Below are 16,951 nucleotides of genomic sequence, written 5' to 3'. Positions count from 1 at the left end.
CACCGGTCAGGTTGGTTGCGAGAGGGGACACTTATGCGCGTCGCGAGACCCTGGACAGCCGCCGGGATCGTCGCGGGAGGTGTCACTCTCGCACTCCTCGCGCCCTCCTCCGCCGCACCGGCCAGCGTGCCGACCCAGCCGACCCGGCCGACCCAGAAGCCGCTCCCTTTGGAGCGGCTTTTCGACAACCGGGCGGTCAGCGATGACGCCCGGCCGGATGACGCCGACTTCGACGGCGCGGGCGCCTCGCTCTCCGCACAGGATCTGCGGGCCGCCGGCTGGACCCCGGGGCGGGACATCGCCCTGGACTCGGCGAGGCTGGCCTGGCCGCGGAGCGCGGGGGCACGGCCCGACAACGTGATCGCCGATGGACAGGCGGTGCGGGTGCGCGGGCGGGGCGAGGCGTTGACCTTCCTGGTGGCGGGCAGTTCACCGGACGGGCCCGGCGCCGGGGCGAGTGGTGTCGGCACGGTGCGCTACCGGGACGGGTCGAGCCGCCCGTACACGCTGAGCGCGCCGGACTGGCGGGCGGGCCCCGCCGCCACCAAGGCCGTCGGGCTCCCCCATCTCAACACCACCGCCGGGCAGCGGCAGGAGACGGCCCGGCTGTACGCGGTGACGGTGCCGCTGGAGCGCGGCCGGGATGTGGCCTCGGTGGTGCTGCCGAGGGATCCGGGCCCGGCGGCCGATCTCCATGTCTTCGCCGCGGCGGTGCGGCAGCCCGCGGACGGCTGGACCGGGAGCTGGGCGGCGAGCACCGCCGGGTACACCAAGGTCGGGCCGTGGACCGATCAGACGCTGCGGCTGGTGGTGCACACCAGCGCGGGCGGGCCGAGGGCCCGGGTCCGGCTGGAGAACACCTTCGCCGCATCGCCCGTGGAGATCGGCCATGCGACGGTCGCGCTCCAGGCGAGCGGCGCGGCGGCGCAGGGCGCACCGGTGCCGCTGACCTTCGGCGGGCGGCCGGGGACGTCGGTCCCCGCGGGCGCGCAGGTGTTCAGCGATCCGGTGGACTTCCCGGTTCCGGCGGACGCCAATCTGCTGGTGAGCATCCATCTGCCGGGTCCGGTCGCGGCGGTGCCGGTGCACAGCCAGGCGACCCAGCGGTCGTATCTGAGCGCGGCGGGCAGCGGTGACCGGACCGGTGAGCCGGGCGCCGAGTCCTATACCGGCACCCTCACCACCTGGCCGTTTCTGACCGGGGTCGATGTGCGGGGCGGGCCGGGTTCGGTGGTGGCGCTCGGCGACTCGATCACCGACGGCACCAAGTCCACCAATGACGCCAACCGCCGCTGGCCCGATGTGCTCTCGCGCCGGCTGCGCGGCCAGTCCGAGATCCCGGCGTACGGCGTGCTCAACGCGGGCATCTCCGCCAACCGCGTGGTCGCCGACCGCTATCCGGGCGAGGGCGTCTCCACGGACACCGGCGGGGTCAGCGCACAGCACCGGCTGGAGCGGGATGTGCTCGCCCAGACCGGGGCCCGTACGGTCGTCGTCTTCCAGGGCATCAACGATCTGCGCCGAGGCAGCTCGGCCGAGGAGCTGATCGCGGGGCTGCGGTCGCTCGCGGCGCGTATGCATGAGCGCGGGCTGCGGGTGGTCGGGGCGACCATCGCCCCGTGCGAGGGCGAGTCGCTGTGCACGGCGGACGCGGAGGCGCGGCGCTCGGCCGTCAACGCCTTTCTGCGGGACAGCGGCGGGGCGTTCGACGCCGTGCTGGACTTCGACGCGGTGGTGCGGGACCCCGGGCATCCGGCGCGGATCCTGCCCGCCTACGACAGCGGGGACCATCTGCACCCGGGGGACGCGGGGTTGCGGGCGATGGCGGAGTCGATCGACCTGCGGAAGCTGGTGGGGTAAAGGGGCGCCTCGGGGGGCTCCCGCGTATGGGGGCTCCCCGTGGAGCACGCCCCCGGGGTCACACCTCCAGGTCGACCCCGGGGTCACACCTCCAGGTCGACGACGACCGGGGCGTGGTCGGAGGCGCCCTTGCCCTTGCGCTCCTCGCGGTCCACATACGCGTCGCCGACCGCCTTGGCGAACACCTCGTTGCCGTAGACCAGGTCGATCCGCATACCGCGGTTCTTGGGGAAGCCCAGCTCCCGGTAGTCCCAGTAGGTGAACGGGCGGTCGTACTTCAGCGGCCGGGGCACCACGTCCGACAGCCCCGCCTCGCGCAGCGCCGCCAGGGCCTCGCGCTCCAGGTCGGTCACATGGGTCAGCCCGTCGAAGGCGGAGCGGTCCCAGACGTCCTCGTCGGTCGGCGCCACATTGAAGTCGCCGAGGACCGCGAAGGGGCGCTCACCGGCCGCGTCTCCGGCGACGGCCGTGCGCAGCGCCTCCAGCCAGCGCAGCTTGTAGTCGTAGTGGGGGTGGCCGATCTCCCGGCCGTTGGGCACATAGACCGACCAGAGGCGGACCGGGCCGCAGGTGGCGCCTATCGCCCGCGGCTCCTGGCCGCCGTCGTAGTCCGGGCCGCCGGGGAGGCCCACGGTGACGTCCGTGAGACCGGCCTTGGAGACCAGCGCCACTCCGTTCCACCGCCCGGTGGCGTTGACCGCGGACTCGTAGCCGAGCTCGCGCAGCGGCTCGTACGGAAAGGCGGACTCGGCGCACTTGGTCTCCTGGACGCACAGGACGTCCGTGCCGCTGCTCTCCAGCCAGGCGAGCAGCCGGGGCAGCCGGGCGGTGATCGAATTGACGTTCCAGGTCGCGATGCGCATAGGGGACAACCTACATCCCGGCTATGACAGCCCGCCCGGCCCGCACAGGGCGCCGCTCTTGGCCTGGTCCCGGCCCTCAGAGGGTGAGGGACTCGCCCGGTGTCAGCCGCAGATGCTCGGCGCCGCCGGTGCCCGGTCCGTCGGGGCCGAGCATGCGGCCGTAGACCATGTGCGCGAGGTCGGACAGCAGGGCGTCGTGGATGTCGACGGCCCGGTGCGGGTCGACCGCGCGGACGTAGTCGAGGACCTCGGCGAGCTTGTTCCAGGGGGCGTGCACCGGCAGCATCAGCGTGTCCACCTGCCGTCCGGCGGGCACGGTGAGCGCGTCGCCGGGGTGGAAGAGCGTGCCGTCCACGAGATAGCCCACATTGGTGATCCGCGGGATGTCGGGGTGGATGACGGCGTGGAGCTGGCCGTGCACCTCGAGGTCGAATCCGGCGGCGGTGAAGGTGTCGCCCTCCCCGACGGTGTGCACCCGCCCGGGGAACGCCGCCGAGATCTGGCCGGAGACGCTGGAGAGCGTCCAGATGTGGGCGGCGGGGTTGGCGTCGAGCGCCATGCGCAGCCGCTCCTCGTTGAAGTGGTCGAAGTGCTCGTGGGTGACCAGGATCGCGTCCGCGCCGACCGCGGCGTCCTCTTCGCTGAAGGTCCCGGGGTCGATGACGAGCGCCTGCCCGTCCTTCTCGATCCGGACGCAGGCATGGCCCTTCTTGGTGAGCTTCATGGAGATCATTGTGCTCCCGCGGGCCCGGTGACCGTACTAGCCCTCCGGGCTTGTCTCCTCGCGGATGATCCGCTGGGCCACGGCGAAGGCGGAGTTGGCGGTCGGCACCCCGCAGTAGACGCCGGTGTGCAGCAGCACCTCCTTGATCTCGGTGGGGGTCAGCCCGTTGCGCAGCGCGGCGCGGGTGTGGAAGGCGAGTTCGTCGAGGTGGCCGCGGGCGGCGAGGGCGGTGAGGGTGACCACGCTGCGGGTGCGCCGGTCGATTCCGGGCCGGGTCCACACCTCGCCCCACGCGTAGCGGGTGATGAAGTCCTGGAAGTCTCCGGTGAACTCGTCGGTCAGGGACTGCGCGCGGTCCACATGGGCGTCGCCGAGCACCTCGCGGCGCACCTTGATGCCCTGGTCGTACGCGTCGGAGTGGGCGTCCAGCAGCGGCTCGGGCACATTGTGGCCGTAACTGACGATCTCGGCGCCGGGCGGTACCGGGGAGAGCACGGGCTTGACCGGGGGCGCGGGGATCGCGGTCATCCCGGTCGGGTGGTCCGGGGACTGCCAGGAGCTGGAGAAGTGGCGCACCAGCAGATCGGTGACGGCCATCGGCTGTTCGACGGGGGTGAGATGGGAGGCGCCGGGGACGAGCGCGAGCCGGGCGTCGGCGATGCCGGCGACCAGGACGCGGGCATCGGCGGCCGGGGTGACCTGGTCGTCGGCGCCGGCCACCACCAGGGTGGGGATGCCGATCCGGCCCAGCTCGGCGCGGATGTCGAAGGCGGCGAGGGCCTCGCAGGCGGCGATGTAGCAGCCGGGGTCGGTGGTGCGGACCATCTGGACGGCCCAGTCGACGATGGCGGGCTGCGCGGCGGCGAAGGCGGGGGTGAACCAGCGCTCGGGGGTGGCGCGGGCGATCGGGTCGAGGCCGTTGGTGCGGACCACGACGCCGCGTTGCCGGAAGGAGTCGGCGGTGCCGAAGCGCGGGGAGGCGGACACGAGGGCGAGTGAGCCCACTCTCCGGGGATGTCGGAGCGCGAGCTCGGCGCCGATGGCCCCGCCGATCGAACAGCCCGCGTAGCCGAAGCGTTCGACCTCGAGCTGGTCGAGGGTGGCCAGCAGCCGGGCGGCGAGCTCGGCCACGGAGGGGGCCGGATGGGCGGGCGCGCCGCCGTGGCCGGGGAGGTCGAAGCGCAGGATGCGCCAGTGGCGGGAGAGCTCGGGTATCTGGCGGTCCCACATATGCCAGGTGGTGCCCAGCGACGGTCCGAGGACGAGCAGGGGCCCGTCCTCGGGTCCATCGGTCCGGTACTGAAGTGTCTTCGTCTCGCTCACCCGAAAACGGTATCCGACAGAGGTGGCGGGGGTTTCGGGCGTGATGCACCCAGGATGTGAAGGACCTACGGCGTGACCGTGGAGACCACGTAAACCTTGGGATGCGCCGGATTGTCGAACTTGACCGTGATCCTCAACTTGGGTTGCGGATCCTTCTGCTTGAGCTCCATTCCGGCCCAGTCGTGACCAGCCTCCCCGACCTGCCAACCGACCTTCTTCGCCTGGTCGCCGGTGATGGTCACCTTGCCCTTGTCCAGGGCGGAGCGGCCGGTGCCGATCCGGTGCAGGAACGAGTCGAGTCCGTCGCGATCCGTGACGAACTGCACGTACAGCGAGCTGACCTTCCAGGAGTTGGTCTCGTAGAACGCGACCTTCTTGGAGTAGGGCGGCACCGGCACGTCGTATATGCGCCGCTGCACCCGGGTCGGATAGCCCGCCTCAAGGCCCTTGGCCGACGCCGCCGCCGCCTTGTCCTCACCGCCGTTGCGGCTCTGGATGGCGGAGATCACCAGATAGCCCGCCGGGATCGCGATCAGCAGGGAGACGATCACGGCCTTGAGCCAGCGGCGGGACGGGCGGCCGCCACCGGGCGTGGACCCGCCGGACATCGACCCGCCAGGCGTGGGCCCACCGGACGTGGACCCACCAGGCGTGGGCGCGCCGGGCGTGGCCCCGTCGGGGTGCCTGCCGTCGGCGGCGAGGGGCATCGGGGCGCCGGGGCGCTGCTCGGCGGCGGTCATTCGCGGCCTGCCTGACCCCGCGGCGCCAGCCGCAGCGGGGAGGAGGACCCGGCGCGCTCGTACCGCTCGACGCGGCGGCGGTTGGCGCGGCGGAAGCGGCGGGCCACCAGCCGGGCGAGGTCGGCGGCGCCGACCATCCCGGCCTCGGGGCCGAGCTGCGCCTTGACGATCCGGGCCTCCGGCCGGTACCCGCGGCCGGTGAGGGTGCGCCGGAAGGCGTCCCGGGCGGGGCCGATCAGCAGATCGTCGGCGGCGCTGACGCCTCCGCCGATGACGAAGCAGGAGGGGTCGAGGGCGGCGGCGAGATTGGCGATGCCGACGCCGAGCCACTGGCCGATGTCCTGGAGCAGTTCGATACACATGGCGTCGCCCTGCCGGGCCAGCTCGGTGATCAGCGGTCCGGTGATCTCCTGGATGTTGCCGCCGACCCGGTCGGTGATCCCGTACGCGACCGGCGATTCGGCGGCGGCCAGTTCGCGGGCCTCGCGGACGAGGGCGTTGCCGGAGCTGTACTGCTCCCAGCAGCCGCGGTTGCCACAGGGGCAGCGGTGGCCGGCCGGGACGACCTGCATATGGCCGAACTCCCCCGCGACGCCGTACTTGCCGCGCTTGACCTGGCCGTCCTCCAGGATCGCGCCGCCGATTCCGGTGCCGAGGGTGATCATGACGAGATGGTCCTCGCCGCGTCCGGCGCCGAACCGCCACTCCGCCCACGCGGCGGCGTTGGCGTCGTTGTCGACCATGACCGGGACGTCGAGCCGCTCGGCGAGCCGGTCGCGCAGCGGTTCGTTGCGCCAGGACAGATGCGGGGCGAAGAGCACCCGGTTGCGGTCGGCGTCCACCCAGCCCGCGGCGCCGATGCCCACGGCGTGCACATCGTGCCGGTCGGAGAGGTCCAGCACCAGTTCGGTGATGGTGTCCTCGACGACCTTGGGGCTCTTGGACTTGTCCGGGGTCTCGGTGCGCAGCTTCTCGAGGATGGTGCCGTCGGCGTCGACCACCCCTGCCATCACCTTGGTGCCGCCGATGTCGATGCCGACCGTGGGCACCCGGGGCGCGCTGAGATGCGAGCGGCGCTCACGGGTGCCGACGGTCCGCAATACGGTGGCCCGGGCCGAGCCCCGGTGCACTCGTTCGCGGTAGATGCTCATCGGCCGGCCCCCTCGCCGGTGTGGGGGGTACGGTCGCTGCGGGTACGTGCTCGCAAGAGTTCGTCGTCCCTGCGGGGGTATCGGGAGGCCGCGCGGCCTCGGGTGCGTCGGTCGTGGCGGGTGGGGCCCGCCGTGCGATTGTGCCTCACCCGTGCCTCACGCCGCATGGCGAGCCTACGGCCCGCGGCCCGCGGAGGCGCCGGAACACGGCCGTCGGCCCGGCCGCTCAGCCCTTCGCGACCCCTTCCGAGAGATCGGGGGCGGGGGTGCGGGCCAGTTCATGGCTGAGCTGTTCCAGCTCGCTGCCGCCCGCCATCTGCCGGGTGAGCTCCTCCAGCGCGATCTCGTCCTTGGCGTGGCTGCCCGCCATGGCACCTCGCTTGAGCAGCACGAAGCGGTCGCCGACGAGATAGGCGTGGTGCGGGTTGTGGGTGATGAGGACCACGCCGAGGCCCGCGTCCCGGGCGGCCGCGACGTACTTGAGCACAACCCCGGACTGCTTGACGCCCAGCGCCGCCGTCGGCTCGTCGAGGATGAGCACCTTCGCGCCGAAGTGGACGGCGCGGGCGATGGCGACGCACTGGCGCTGACCGCCGGAGAGGGTGCCGATGGGCTGGTCGACGTCGCGCAGATCGATGCCCATGCGCAGCAGTTCACGGTGGGTCGTGGCGCGCATCGCCTCCACGTCCAGGCGCCGGAGCGGTCCGCGGCCCTTGTGGATCTCGGAGCCGAGGAAGAAGTTCCGCCACACCGGCATCATCGGGACCACGGCGAGGTCCTGGTAGACCGTGGCGATCCCGCGGTCGAGGGCCTCGCGCGGGGAGCCGAGCCGGGTCTCCTCCCCCTCGATGGCGAAGGTGCCGCCGTCGTGCTGGTGCAGCCCCGCGACGATCTTGATGAGGGTGGACTTGCCCGCGCCGTTGTCCCCGAGGACGCAGGTGATCTCCCCGGCGTGCACCTCGAGGGAGACGCCGTCCAGGGCCTGGACGTTGCCGTAGTACTTACTGATGTCACTGAGCGCGACCAGAGGCGTCCGGGACGCCCGAGATGTCTGGGACGTACTCATTTGCTCTCCTCCGCCCGCTTGCGGACCCACCAGTTGAGCAGCGTGGCGAGCAGCAGCATCGCCCCGAGGAAGAACTTGAACCAGTCGGCGCCCCACTGCGCGTAGACGATGCCCTTGTTGGTCATGCCGAAGATGAACGCGCCGACGGCCGCGCCGACCGCCGAACCGTAGCCGCCGGTCAGCAGGCAGCCGCCGATGACGGCGGCGATGATGTAGAGCAGCTCATTGCCCACGCCCTCGCCGGACTGGACGACGTCGTAGTTGAACAGCAGATGCTGGCCGGAGATCCAGGCGGCCAGCGCGACGCCCAGATAGAGGCCGATCTTGGTGCGCTCCACCGGTACGCCGACCGCGCGGGCCGCCTCCTTGGCGCCGCCCACCGCGAAGATCCAGTTCCCGGCACGGGTGCGCAGCAGGATCCAGGTGGCGAGCGCGATCAGGGCGAACCACCACAGGACGGTGATCTGCACCTCGACGTCCCCGATGGTCAGATGCGAGGCGAAGACCTTATGGGCGGAGGGGAAGCCCTCCATGTCGGCGATGGTCTTGGTGGAGACGGTGTCGCTGATCAGCTTGGTGAAGCCGAGGTTGCAGCCCTGGAGGATCAGGAAGGTGCCGAGCGTGATGATGAAGCTCGGCAGATTGGTGCGGACCAGCAGATAGCCGTTGAAGAAGCCGATCGCGAGGGTGGCCAGCAGGGACACCCCGGCACCGACCCATACGTTCGCCGTCATCTGGTACGAGAACATCGACGAGATCAGCGCCGAGCTGGTCACCAGGACGCCGGTCGACAGATCGAACTCCCCGCCGATCATCAGCAGCGCGACCGGCACCGCCATGATCCCGATGGTCGAGGAGGCGTACAGCACGGTGCTGAAGCTGGACCACTGGAGAAAGGCGTCGGCGACGATCGAGAAGAAGACGAAGACGGCGACGGCGCCGACGACCGCGCCCAGCTCCGGCCGCCCCGCGAGCCGGCGCGGCAGCGAGCCACGGACCGGCTGCCGGCTCGCGAGTTCTTCGACGGGCGGTGCCTCCGCGCTCATCGGGTGCCCCGCTTCGTGTACGACGCGAGCTCGGCGGCGTCGTCCTTGGTGATGATCTGCGGTCCGGTCAGCACCGGATTGCCGCCGCCGAGCACATCGGCGTTGTAGCGGTTGAGCCACAGCAGATCCACGGCCTCATAGCCCTGGAGATACGGCTGCTGGTCCACGGCGAAACCGAGCGTGCCGTCCTGGAGCGCCGCGGCGACCTTGGCGTTGAGGTCGAAGGTGTCGATCTCGGCCTTGCTGCCCGCCTGGTCCGCGGCCTTGGCGGCGGTGTCCGCGAAGGGCGCGCCGAGGGTGAGCACGGTGTCGATGCCCTTGTCCGACTGGAGCTTGGCCTCGATCGAGGACTGCACATCGGGCATGTTGGTGCCCTCGACGTAGATCTTCTCCATCTTGCCGTCGAAGGTCTTGGCCGCGCCGTCGCAGCGCTGCTCATGGCCGACGTTGCCCTGCTCGTGGAGCACGCACAGGGCCTTCTTGCGGCCCCGCTTGTTGAGCTCGTCGCCGACGGCCTCGCCCGCGATGGTCTCGTCCTGGCCGACGTGGGTGAGCGCGCCGAACGCCTTGGACACCTCGGAGCCGGAGTTGACGGTGATCACCGGTATCCCGGCCTTCTGCGCCTTCTTCACCACGGCCTTCATGGCGTCGGGCTTGGCGAGGGTGACGATCAGGCCGTCGACCTTCTGGTCGATGTAGGACTGGACCAGCTGGGACTGCTCCTTGCCCTCCTCGTTGTGGGCGTAGAGGAACCGGATGTTGTCCTTGACCGCGGCCTGCTTGGCGCCGCTCTGGACGATGTCCCAGAAGGTGTCGCCGTCGCCGGAGTGGGTGACCATCGCGAAGGTCCACTTCGGGGTGTTGACCGCCGCCCGCCCCCCGGCGGCCGCCTCCCTCGCGGCCCGCTCCTCGGCACGCTTGCCGCCCGTACTGCTGCAGCCCGCCAACGCCGTACCCAGCACCGCCGCCAGCACGGCGGCGGTCATCGCACGTGCCCCTCTCCGCACCTTCGCCACGAAGACCCGCCCTTCTCACTGTGTGTTCGTCCCGCTGTCACCTTCGCGGCCGGGTCCGGCATGATCGGGCCCGGCCGCCGCCAAGTATCCGTTACCGGCCCTGGCCGGGGCTTCCGGGGTGCTCGGCGGCGCCGCGTACGGTGAAACCCGTGGCGGGCCCGGTGCCCGTCCGGCTGGAGGACTTGTAGCGGGGGACGCGGGACACGTCAAGAACAGCGGCGGGGTACGGCGGGAACGGCGGCCCGCCTGGGCGAGAACAGCGGCCGGTACGGCGGGAGCGAAGGGCTCAGGGGCGTACGAGGAGCTGGAACTCGAAGGCGTAGCGCGAGGCCCGGTAGGTGTGCGAGCCGAATTCCACGGCCCGGCCGGTGTCGTCGAAGGTCGTGCGCTCCATGGTCAGCAGCGGCGCCCCCTCCGGCTCCCCGAGCTGCTCCCCCTCCTCGGCGGTGGCCGCGCGGGCGCCGACCGCCTGGCGGGCGCTGTGCAGGGTGATCCCGGCCGCGCGCATCAGCCGGTAGAGCCCGGTGCCCTCCAGCTCGGCGCTGTCCAGCTTGAGCAGGCCCACGGGGAGGTGGTTGCGCAGATGGGCCATGGGCTCGCCGTGCGCCAGCCGCAGCCGCTCGATCAGCACCACCTCGGCACCCTCGGAGATGCCGAGCGCGGCAGCGACCTCGGCGGTCGCGAGCTCGGTCGTGTTCAGCAGCACCTGGGTGGCAGGGCGCTGACCGGCCGCTTCCAGGTCGTCGTAGAGGCTGCTCAGCTCCAGCGGGCGCTTGACCTGGCTGTGCACCACCTGCGTGCCCACGCCCCGGCGGCGCACCAGCAGCCCCTTGTCGACCAGCGACGAAATGGCCTGCCGGACGGTGGGGCGGGACAGCCCGAGCCGCCCGGCCAGCTCGATCTCATTGCCCAGCAGGCTGCCGGGCGCCAGCCGCCCCTGCTCGATCGCCGCCTCGAGCTGCTGGGACAGCTGGAAATACAGCGGGACCGGACTGCTGCGATCCACGCTGAGCTGGAGCGCCTCAGCCCCGCCCGAAGAGTCTTCTTCCTCCATAGCCACGGGGCGAGGGTATCCGGATGAGCACATGACGGGAAGTCGTGAAGTTCTGTTGTCCGGACAAACTACGCACAGTCGACCCGCCGGGGCCGACAACGCTGTCAGCCAAGGGGCCGTCCCGCCTCCTGAGGGGTCTGCTCGCGCAGCCGGGCGGCGGACCGGGCCAGCCGTATGGCGCCGACCACCGGCAGGGCGAGCGCTATCAGGAGGGAGGCCACGAACGCGGGGGCGCTGATCCCGTCGAACGCCAGGGAGAGGGCGGCCGCCAGCACCGGCACCGTCACCAGCGGCGACAGGACGAACAGCGTGGCCTGCCGCTTCTCGCGCCGCACCCACGGCGCGGACCGCCACAGCCGGACGAGCGCCCCCAAGGCGGCGACCAGCCCCAGCGGTATGCCCACGCCCGGGACCAGGCACAGCGGCACCGGCAGCACGGCGAGGCCGAGCGTCAGCCAGGTGCCGCCGGGGTTCTCCGGCTCGGGGGGAATGCTGCCGGACTCCTCGGCCAGCGCGTCCGCCGCGATCTCCTCCGGGGTTCCGATCCAGTCGAGCGCCCGCCGTACCCGCTCCTCGCTGATCGCCGGGCCGCCGTCCGCGGCGGGATCCTCGGTGACGTCGTCCGCGGCGGGATCCTCGGTGACGTCGTCCGCCAGCGCCGCCGCGATCTCCTCGCGCAGATCCTCGAGCAGTTCCTCCCGCCACGCGGCGGGAAGCGCCGCGGTCCGCCGCTCGACCGAGGCCAGGAAGGTCCGCACGAGGGGGTGGCTGAGGGGGCTGCTCATATCGTCTCTCCGGATGCGAGGAAACGTTCACCGGTCCGGGGCATTACAACCGGCATCCGTCAGCGTGTAGCACCCGCGCAAGGGCCGCGCCCGAATTCGCGCAAATGCGCATCCCGCTGTGGGCGACAGGCTAGTGTCCTGCGCCGGTAGTTGATCGTTAGTAGTGGTGTGACTTCTGCTGCTGGTGCATCAGTTCCTCGTCGGGGCCCGAAGCTGGAGCCGTTGCTGCTCTGTGATGAGGAGCGGGCGGTGTTGGAGCGGTGGACGCGTCGGGCGACATCGGCCCAGGCTCTGGCCCTGCGCGCGCGGATTGTGCTGGCGTGTGCGGGGCCGGAGGTGCCGCCGATTGTGGCGGTTGCTCGGGATCTGCGGGTGAGTGCGGACACGGTCCGCAAGTGGCGGCGCCGGTTCCTCGCTGAGCGGCTGGATGGCCTGGCCGACGAGCCGCGGCCGGGCCGGCCGCCCACCATCAGCATCGATCAGGTGGAGGCGGTCGTGGTCACCACGCTGGAGGAGATCCCGAAGAACGCCACCCACTGGTCCCGTAGGTCGATGGCCGAGCACAGTGGCCTGTCGAAGTCGACCGTTGGCCGGATCTGGCGGAAGTTCCAGCTCAAGCCGCACCAGACAGACACCTTCAAGCTGTCGACGGACCCGTTGTTCGTGGAGAAGGTCTACGACGTCGTCGGCCTGTACTTCAACCCGCCCGAGGGCGCCGTGGTGCTGTCGGTGGATGAGAAATCGCAGATCCAGGCTCTGGACCGGTCCCAGCCGGTGCTGCCGATAATGCCGGGCATGCCCGAGCGCCGGACCCATGATTACGTGCGCAACGGCCTGACCACCTTGTTCGCCGCGTTCGACGTCGCCACCGGCGAGGTCATCAGTGCTCTGCACCGTCGGCACCGGGCAGCGGAATTCAAGAAGTTCCTGATCAGGATCGACAAGGAGGTGCCCGCGCATCTCCAGGTCCATCTGATCTGTGACAACTACGGCACCCACAAGACCCCAGCGATCAGGACGTGGCTGGCCAAACACCCCCGCTTCCACATGCACTTCACCCCGACGGGCTCCTCCTGGATCAACCAGGTCGAGCGGTGGTTCGGCTTCCTGGCCGACCAGAAGATCCGCCGCGGCGCACACAAGAACGTCCAGACCCTTGAAGCCGACATCCGCACCTGGGTCAAGGACTGGAACGCAGACCCCAAGCCGTTCATCTGGACCAAGACCGCCGAGGAGATCCTCGAATCCCTCGCCCAATTCTGCCGACGGATCTCCGGCGCAGGACACTAGTAGGCGGCCCTGTCGCCCCCGCTGTGGGTCATGGCCCGGTCCATCTCGGCACCGGTGAGCCCGGCGGGGAGCGGGGCGGTGCCGGAGCGGGCGCGCAGACCGTCCAGGACGAGCGCGGCGACGCGGCGGGCGGCCCGCTCCCAGGCGTCGGGCGGGAGTTGGGCACGGGCGAGCGTCGCGCCGGTGACGACGAGGTCGGCGGCGGTGGCATCGGGCCGGATCGAGCCGTCGTCGATGCCCCGCTTCAGGACCGCGGCCAACGACCTGGAGATCCGCGGGCCGAGAGGGTCGGCCCCGTTCTGCGGATGCGGGCCGAGGGGGTCGGCCCCGTTCTGCGGGCGCGGGCCGGGGGCACTGAGCAACGGCAGGGCGAGATGGCGACGTTCGGCGAGGAGCCGGTCCAGGAAACCGGCCAGCGCGTCCAGCGGTGGCGCCGCGCTGGCCTCGGCCTCCTCGGCGAGGTCGGCCACGAGCTGGTGGGCGCGGTGGACGACGGCCGCGTATAACTCGTCGCGGTCGGCGAAGTTCCGGTACAGCGTGGCGATGCCGACCCCGGCCTCGCGCGCCACCACGTCCAACGGCACGGCGGGCCCATCGCGGAGCAGGACCCGCTCGGCCGCGTCGAGAAGGGCGGCGCGGTTGGCGACGGCGTCCGAGCGGCGGCGCACGGGCTGGGCGGGACTCATGGTGCCATCTTCCCGCTCCGGGCACCGCGGGGGGCGGCGGACGCAAGAGTCCTACGGCGATGCCCAGATTTTCAGCCGCCGCCCGTCCGCCGCCGGTTCACTGCCCCATCCGCCCCATCCGCCCCTCGCGGCTTCACCGCTTCACCGCTTCACCCATTCATCCTCGTACTTCTTGTACGTACCGTCGTGCGTGGCCAGATGGACCCACTGGTCGACGTACTCCTTGAACTGCGCGTCGCCGCGCGGCAGGGCGTACGCCTTCTCGGAGAAGGAGAACGGCTCGTCGGGGTGGACCGCGCACAGCTCCGGGTGGATCGCGGACTGGTAGCGGGTCTCGCTGGCGTCCGTCATCATCACATCGGCGCGGCCCGCGATGATCTCGTCGAAGATCGTGGTGTTGTCCGGATGGACGGTGAGAGTGGCCCGTTTGACATGGGCTCGGGCGAACTCCTCATTGGTGCCACCCGGGTTGACCACCACCCGCACGCCCGGCCGGTCGATGTCCTCCAGCGTGCGGTACCTGTCCTTGTCCGCGCAGCGCACGATCGGCGTCTTGCCATCGGTGAGATACGGCTCGCTGAAGGACGCCTTACGGGCGCGGGCCAGGGTCACCGACACCCCGCCCATGCCCACGTCGCAGCGTCCGGCGGCAAGGTCGTCCACCAGGGTGGCCCAGGTGGTGGGCACGAACGCCGGTTTGGCGTCCAGGCTCTTGGCGAGGTCCCCGGCCATCTTGATGTCGATGCCGGTGTAGGCGCCGGACTTGGGGTCGCGATGGCTGAAAGGCCGGTAGTCGCCCGTGGTGCACACCCGCAGCACCCCGCGCTCGGGCACCCGGTCGAGCAGGGTGCCGCGCTGCGGCCGGGCGCGGTCGGCGGCGGACGCCCGCGGCGACTCGGGCTTGGACGTGGAGCCGACGGCCAGCGCCGAACCGGCGGCGGTGGCGGCGAGCACGGCGGCGAGGGCGGACAGCATGACGGTACGTCTCACGGCACCTCCTGGGCGCGAGCGGGCGGCCGGTACGAGCCGCATGATCACAGCGCGCTCAGGGTGGCAGAACTCCCGCCCCACGGGAAGCCGTTGACCGCCCGCTGGGATACGCGGACGTACGGCTCGGGCACCGCCATTCGTACGACCCGCGCCCCGCCGTCCGTACAGCCCGCGCGCCCCCTGTCAGTACGGCCCTCCCCGCCGTCCGTACAGCCCGGGCACAGCGGTCCGTACGGCCCGCGCCCCCGTCCGTACAGCCCGCGCACAGCGGTCCGTACGGCCCGCGCCCCCGTCCGTACGGCCCGCGCGCCTCCTCAGTACAGCTCCGGCGCCGAGTCCAGCGGTGGTGCCACATCCGCGAGGCGGGCCAGCAGCTCGGCGGCGCGCTTGCCCACGGTGTCCCGGTCGCCCTCGGACAGCGCGGAGCCCATTCCGCACGCGACGGCCCCGGCCGCGATCCAGTCCGGGGCCTCGGCCAGCGTCACCCCGCCGGTGGGGACCACGGCGGCCTGCGGCAGCGCGGCCCGTACGTCGCTGACCCATCGGGGCCCGTAGGCGGAGGCGGGGAAGAGCTTCAGGGCGTCCGCGCCCAGCTCCATCGCGTGCACCGCCTCGGTGGGTGTGGCCACGCCGGGGAAGACCGGCAGACCGTAGCGGTGGCCGGTGCGGATGACCTCGGGGTCCAGGCTCGGCGAGACGAGGAAGCGGGCGCCCGCGTCCACCGCCATCCGGGCCGAGGCGGCGTCGAGCACCGTGCCCGCGCCGATCACCGCGTCATCACCGACCTCCCGGATCAGTGTGGTGACCGCCTCCAGGGCGAAGGGCGTGGTCAGCGAGATCTCCAGGCTGGTGATACCGGCGGAGAGCAGACTGTCCGCCGTGGCATGGGCGTGGTCGTAGCTGTCGCTACGGACGATGGCGAGAACGCGCTGCGCGAGCGCGGCCCGGGTGATCTCCCAGCGGTACACGGCGGTCGCCGCCTTCCTCTCCCAAGTGCTGCTGGCGATGCCGCCCCGGATTGCCTCCGGGATATGCGGCGGTTTCGGTGTGCGGTGGACGATGTGCGGTGCTGTGATGCGCTTGGTGGATCGATATCTGGCTTGTCGGTGTTACCGGCGCTGTCCGCGCCGTCTGCGCTGTCTCCGTTGTCCGCGTTGCCCGTGTTGTCTGTGTCGGCTCAGCGGTACACCGCGTCCCCGCCCTTGGACAGCTCGGCGAGCGCCCGGTCCCGCGCGGCGGCGGTGGGCAGCCCGTCCGTATCGGTGGCGGCCTGGACGACGAGGGCGGCCACGCACACCGCCTCGGCGAGCGCCTGGTGCTCGTGCAGCCCGCGCAGGCGGGCCGACAGATAGCCGGCCGCGAAGCCGTCACCGGCCCCGATCGGGTCGACGACCGGCACCGCGTGGGGCGCCTGGTCCCAGCCGCCGTCCGCGGTGAGGACGGTCGAGGAGTGGTCGGCGCGCTTGATCACGACCTCGTCGGCCCCGCCGCGCAGCAGCTCCCGCGCGGCCTCGTCGGCGGGTTGGGCGGTCAGCAGCTCCAACTCGTCCTCGCCCGCCAGGACGATGTCGGCGTCGCGCAGCAACGGGCCCGCCGTCTGGGCCCACTGCGCCGCGCCGCCCAGCTTGTGTCGTACGTTCGGATCGAAGGACACCTTGGCCCCGGCCGCACGGGCCAGCTCCACCAGGCGCCGGCTCGCGGCCGCCGCCGTCGGCGAGAGCATCGGCGTGATCCCGGACAGATGCAGCAGCCGGGTGCCTTCGAGGGCCTCGGGGCGTATCTGCTCGGGCGTCAGCCGGGAGGCGGCCGATCCCATGCGGTAGTACTGCACATCGATGGCGCGGTGCGCATGACTGTCCCGCATCAGCAGCCCGGTGGGGGCGTGGTCGTCCACGATCGCGTGGGCGACGTCCACACAGTCGGCGCGCAGCTCGCGCAGCACCGCCTCCCCCGCGGGGTCGGCGCCGACCCGGCCGAGCCAGCGCACCCCGTGGCCGAGCCGGGCGAGGCCCACGGCCACATTGGACTCGGCCCCCGCCACCGACCGGCGGAAATGCACGGCCCGGTCCAGCGGGACCCCGGGCTCGGCGAGCAGCAGGAGCATCGCCTCCCCGCACGTGACCACTTCCGGACCGTTCGCCACCATGCCTCCCCGCACGTCCGCTGCTAACCGAGACGGTATCGGGAAGCAACGACAATGACCCGCGCGGGGTTCCCGGGGCGGTGACCGTTATCGGGGCGGCGACGGGGCGAAGGGCGGTCCGAGGGCGGATCCGAGGGTGGATCTGAGGTCGGGCGCAGACTGCGTTGCGGCCGCTGCCCTGATGAGGGGCAGCGGCCGCGGTGCGGGGGGTGGC

At 71.7% G+C, this 16,951-nt stretch carries 16 protein-coding genes; 2 read left to right on the top strand and 14 right to left on the bottom strand.

The window, feature by feature from the left end:
• The first annotated feature begins 33 nt into the window (after window positions 1–33).
• A complete protein-coding gene (locus CGL27_RS35895) occupies window positions 34–1,860 on the top strand; it encodes an SGNH/GDSL hydrolase family protein (RefSeq protein WP_119991909.1) in 1,827 nt (608 codons plus the stop codon).
• 83 nt (window positions 1,861–1,943) lie between these two features.
• Here CGL27_RS35895 and CGL27_RS35890 read toward each other — a convergent pair whose 3' ends face one another.
• The 10 genes from CGL27_RS35890 to CGL27_RS35845 form a co-directional block, all read right to left on the bottom strand.
• Window positions 1,944–2,723, bottom strand: a complete 780-nt coding sequence (locus tag CGL27_RS35890; RefSeq protein WP_078644604.1) for an exodeoxyribonuclease III — start codon at window positions 2,721–2,723, stop codon at window positions 1,944–1,946.
• Between the two features lie 76 nt (window positions 2,724–2,799).
• Window positions 2,800–3,447: an MBL fold metallo-hydrolase gene (locus CGL27_RS35885; RefSeq protein WP_119994717.1), complete on the bottom strand. Its 648-nt coding sequence runs from the start codon at window positions 3,445–3,447 to the stop codon at window positions 2,800–2,802.
• Between the two features lie 36 nt (window positions 3,448–3,483).
• On the bottom strand, window positions 3,484–4,770 hold the full coding sequence (pcaC, locus tag CGL27_RS35880) for a 4-carboxymuconolactone decarboxylase (protein ID WP_119991908.1): 1,287 nt from the start codon (window positions 4,768–4,770) through the stop codon (window positions 3,484–3,486).
• 65 nt (window positions 4,771–4,835) lie between these two features.
• Complete coding sequence (locus tag CGL27_RS35875; RefSeq protein ID WP_240450746.1) at window positions 4,836–5,510, bottom strand: hypothetical protein; 675 nt, start codon at window positions 5,508–5,510, stop codon at window positions 4,836–4,838.
• The gene (locus CGL27_RS35870; protein WP_078644599.1) at window positions 5,507–6,661 is read right to left on the bottom strand and encodes an ROK family glucokinase; all 1,155 of its coding nucleotides are present in this window, start codon (window positions 6,659–6,661) and stop codon (window positions 5,507–5,509) included. The genes CGL27_RS35875 and CGL27_RS35870 overlap by 4 nt, the downstream gene beginning before the upstream one ends.
• 226 nt (window positions 6,662–6,887) lie before the next feature.
• The gene (locus tag CGL27_RS35865) at window positions 6,888–7,727 is read right to left on the bottom strand and encodes an ATP-binding cassette domain-containing protein (protein ID WP_119991907.1); all 840 of its coding nucleotides are present in this window, start codon (window positions 7,725–7,727) and stop codon (window positions 6,888–6,890) included.
• Window positions 7,724–8,773, bottom strand: a complete 1,050-nt coding sequence (locus CGL27_RS35860; RefSeq protein WP_119991906.1) for an ABC transporter permease — start codon at window positions 8,771–8,773, stop codon at window positions 7,724–7,726. The genes CGL27_RS35865 and CGL27_RS35860 overlap by 4 nt, the downstream gene beginning before the upstream one ends.
• Complete coding sequence (locus tag CGL27_RS35855; RefSeq protein WP_119991905.1) at window positions 8,770–9,759, bottom strand: sugar ABC transporter substrate-binding protein; 990 nt, start codon at window positions 9,757–9,759, stop codon at window positions 8,770–8,772. Before CGL27_RS35855 ends, CGL27_RS35860 begins: the two co-directional genes overlap by 4 nt.
• A 316-nt stretch (window positions 9,760–10,075) precedes the next feature.
• On the bottom strand, window positions 10,076–10,843 hold the full coding sequence (locus CGL27_RS35850) for a GntR family transcriptional regulator (protein ID WP_078644592.1): 768 nt from the start codon (window positions 10,841–10,843) through the stop codon (window positions 10,076–10,078).
• 104 nt (window positions 10,844–10,947) lie between these two features.
• On the bottom strand, window positions 10,948–11,628 hold the full coding sequence (locus CGL27_RS35845) for a hypothetical protein (protein ID WP_119991904.1): 681 nt from the start codon (window positions 11,626–11,628) through the stop codon (window positions 10,948–10,950).
• 213 nt (window positions 11,629–11,841) lie between these two features.
• Between CGL27_RS35845 and CGL27_RS35840 the strand changes: the two genes are divergently transcribed.
• Window positions 11,842–12,918: an IS630 family transposase gene (locus tag CGL27_RS35840; RefSeq protein ID WP_162953282.1), complete on the top strand. Its 1,077-nt coding sequence runs from the start codon at window positions 11,842–11,844 to the stop codon at window positions 12,916–12,918.
• Here CGL27_RS35840 and CGL27_RS35835 read toward each other — a convergent pair.
• The 4 genes from CGL27_RS35835 to CGL27_RS35820 form a co-directional block, all read right to left on the bottom strand.
• Window positions 12,915–13,604: a TetR/AcrR family transcriptional regulator gene (locus CGL27_RS35835; protein WP_119991903.1), complete on the bottom strand. Its 690-nt coding sequence runs from the start codon at window positions 13,602–13,604 to the stop codon at window positions 12,915–12,917. The genes CGL27_RS35840 and CGL27_RS35835 overlap by 4 nt on opposite strands.
• Before the next feature lie 141 nt (window positions 13,605–13,745).
• A complete protein-coding gene (locus tag CGL27_RS35830; protein ID WP_205587802.1) occupies window positions 13,746–14,594 on the bottom strand; it encodes a transporter substrate-binding domain-containing protein in 849 nt (282 codons plus the stop codon).
• A gap of 314 nt (window positions 14,595–14,908) precedes the next feature.
• The gene (gene eda, locus CGL27_RS35825) at window positions 14,909–15,562 is read right to left on the bottom strand and encodes a bifunctional 4-hydroxy-2-oxoglutarate aldolase/2-dehydro-3-deoxy-phosphogluconate aldolase (protein ID WP_059141809.1); all 654 of its coding nucleotides are present in this window, start codon (window positions 15,560–15,562) and stop codon (window positions 14,909–14,911) included.
• 209 nt (window positions 15,563–15,771) lie between these two features.
• On the bottom strand, window positions 15,772–16,740 hold the full coding sequence (locus CGL27_RS35820) for a sugar kinase (protein ID WP_078644588.1): 969 nt from the start codon (window positions 16,738–16,740) through the stop codon (window positions 15,772–15,774).
• Window positions 16,741–16,951 lie beyond the last annotated feature (211 nt).

The organism is Streptomyces sp. 11-1-2 (genome assembly GCF_003595545.1).
Classification (GTDB): Bacteria; Actinomycetota; Actinomycetes; order Streptomycetales; family Streptomycetaceae; genus Streptomyces; species Streptomyces hygroscopicus_B.
The sequence above is the reverse complement of the archived record's forward strand: the minus strand, read 5'-3'. Positions and strand labels throughout refer to the sequence as shown.

Excerpts from the sequence above, each read along its gene's own strand:
- CGL27_RS35895 (WP_119991909.1), top strand. The coding sequence starts at position 34 with ATGCGCGTCGCGAGACCCTGGACAGCCGCCGGGATCGTCGCGGGAGGT.
- CGL27_RS35890 (WP_078644604.1), bottom strand. The coding sequence starts at position 2,723 with ATGCGCATCGCGACCTGGAACGTCAATTCGATCACCGCCCGGCTGCCC.
- CGL27_RS35885 (WP_119994717.1), bottom strand. The coding sequence starts at position 3,447 with ATGAAGCTCACCAAGAAGGGCCATGCCTGCGTCCGGATCGAGAAGGAC.
- CGL27_RS35875 (WP_240450746.1), bottom strand. The coding sequence starts at position 5,510 with ATGACCGCCGCCGAGCAGCGCCCCGGCGCCCCGATGCCCCTCGCCGCC.
- CGL27_RS35870 (WP_078644599.1), bottom strand. The coding sequence starts at position 6,661 with ATGAGCATCTACCGCGAACGAGTGCACCGGGGCTCGGCCCGGGCCACC.
- CGL27_RS35865 (WP_119991907.1), bottom strand. The coding sequence starts at position 7,727 with ATGAGTACGTCCCAGACATCTCGGGCGTCCCGGACGCCTCTGGTCGCG.
- CGL27_RS35860 (WP_119991906.1), bottom strand. The coding sequence starts at position 8,773 with ATGAGCGCGGAGGCACCGCCCGTCGAAGAACTCGCGAGCCGGCAGCCG.
- CGL27_RS35855 (WP_119991905.1), bottom strand. The coding sequence starts at position 9,759 with ATGACCGCCGCCGTGCTGGCGGCGGTGCTGGGTACGGCGTTGGCGGGC.
- CGL27_RS35850 (WP_078644592.1), bottom strand. The coding sequence starts at position 10,843 with ATGGAGGAAGAAGACTCTTCGGGCGGGGCTGAGGCGCTCCAGCTCAGC.
- CGL27_RS35845 (WP_119991904.1), bottom strand. The coding sequence starts at position 11,628 with ATGAGCAGCCCCCTCAGCCACCCCCTCGTGCGGACCTTCCTGGCCTCG.
- CGL27_RS35835 (WP_119991903.1), bottom strand. The coding sequence starts at position 13,604 with ATGAGTCCCGCCCAGCCCGTGCGCCGCCGCTCGGACGCCGTCGCCAAC.
- CGL27_RS35820 (WP_078644588.1), bottom strand. The coding sequence starts at position 16,740 with ATGGTGGCGAACGGTCCGGAAGTGGTCACGTGCGGGGAGGCGATGCTC.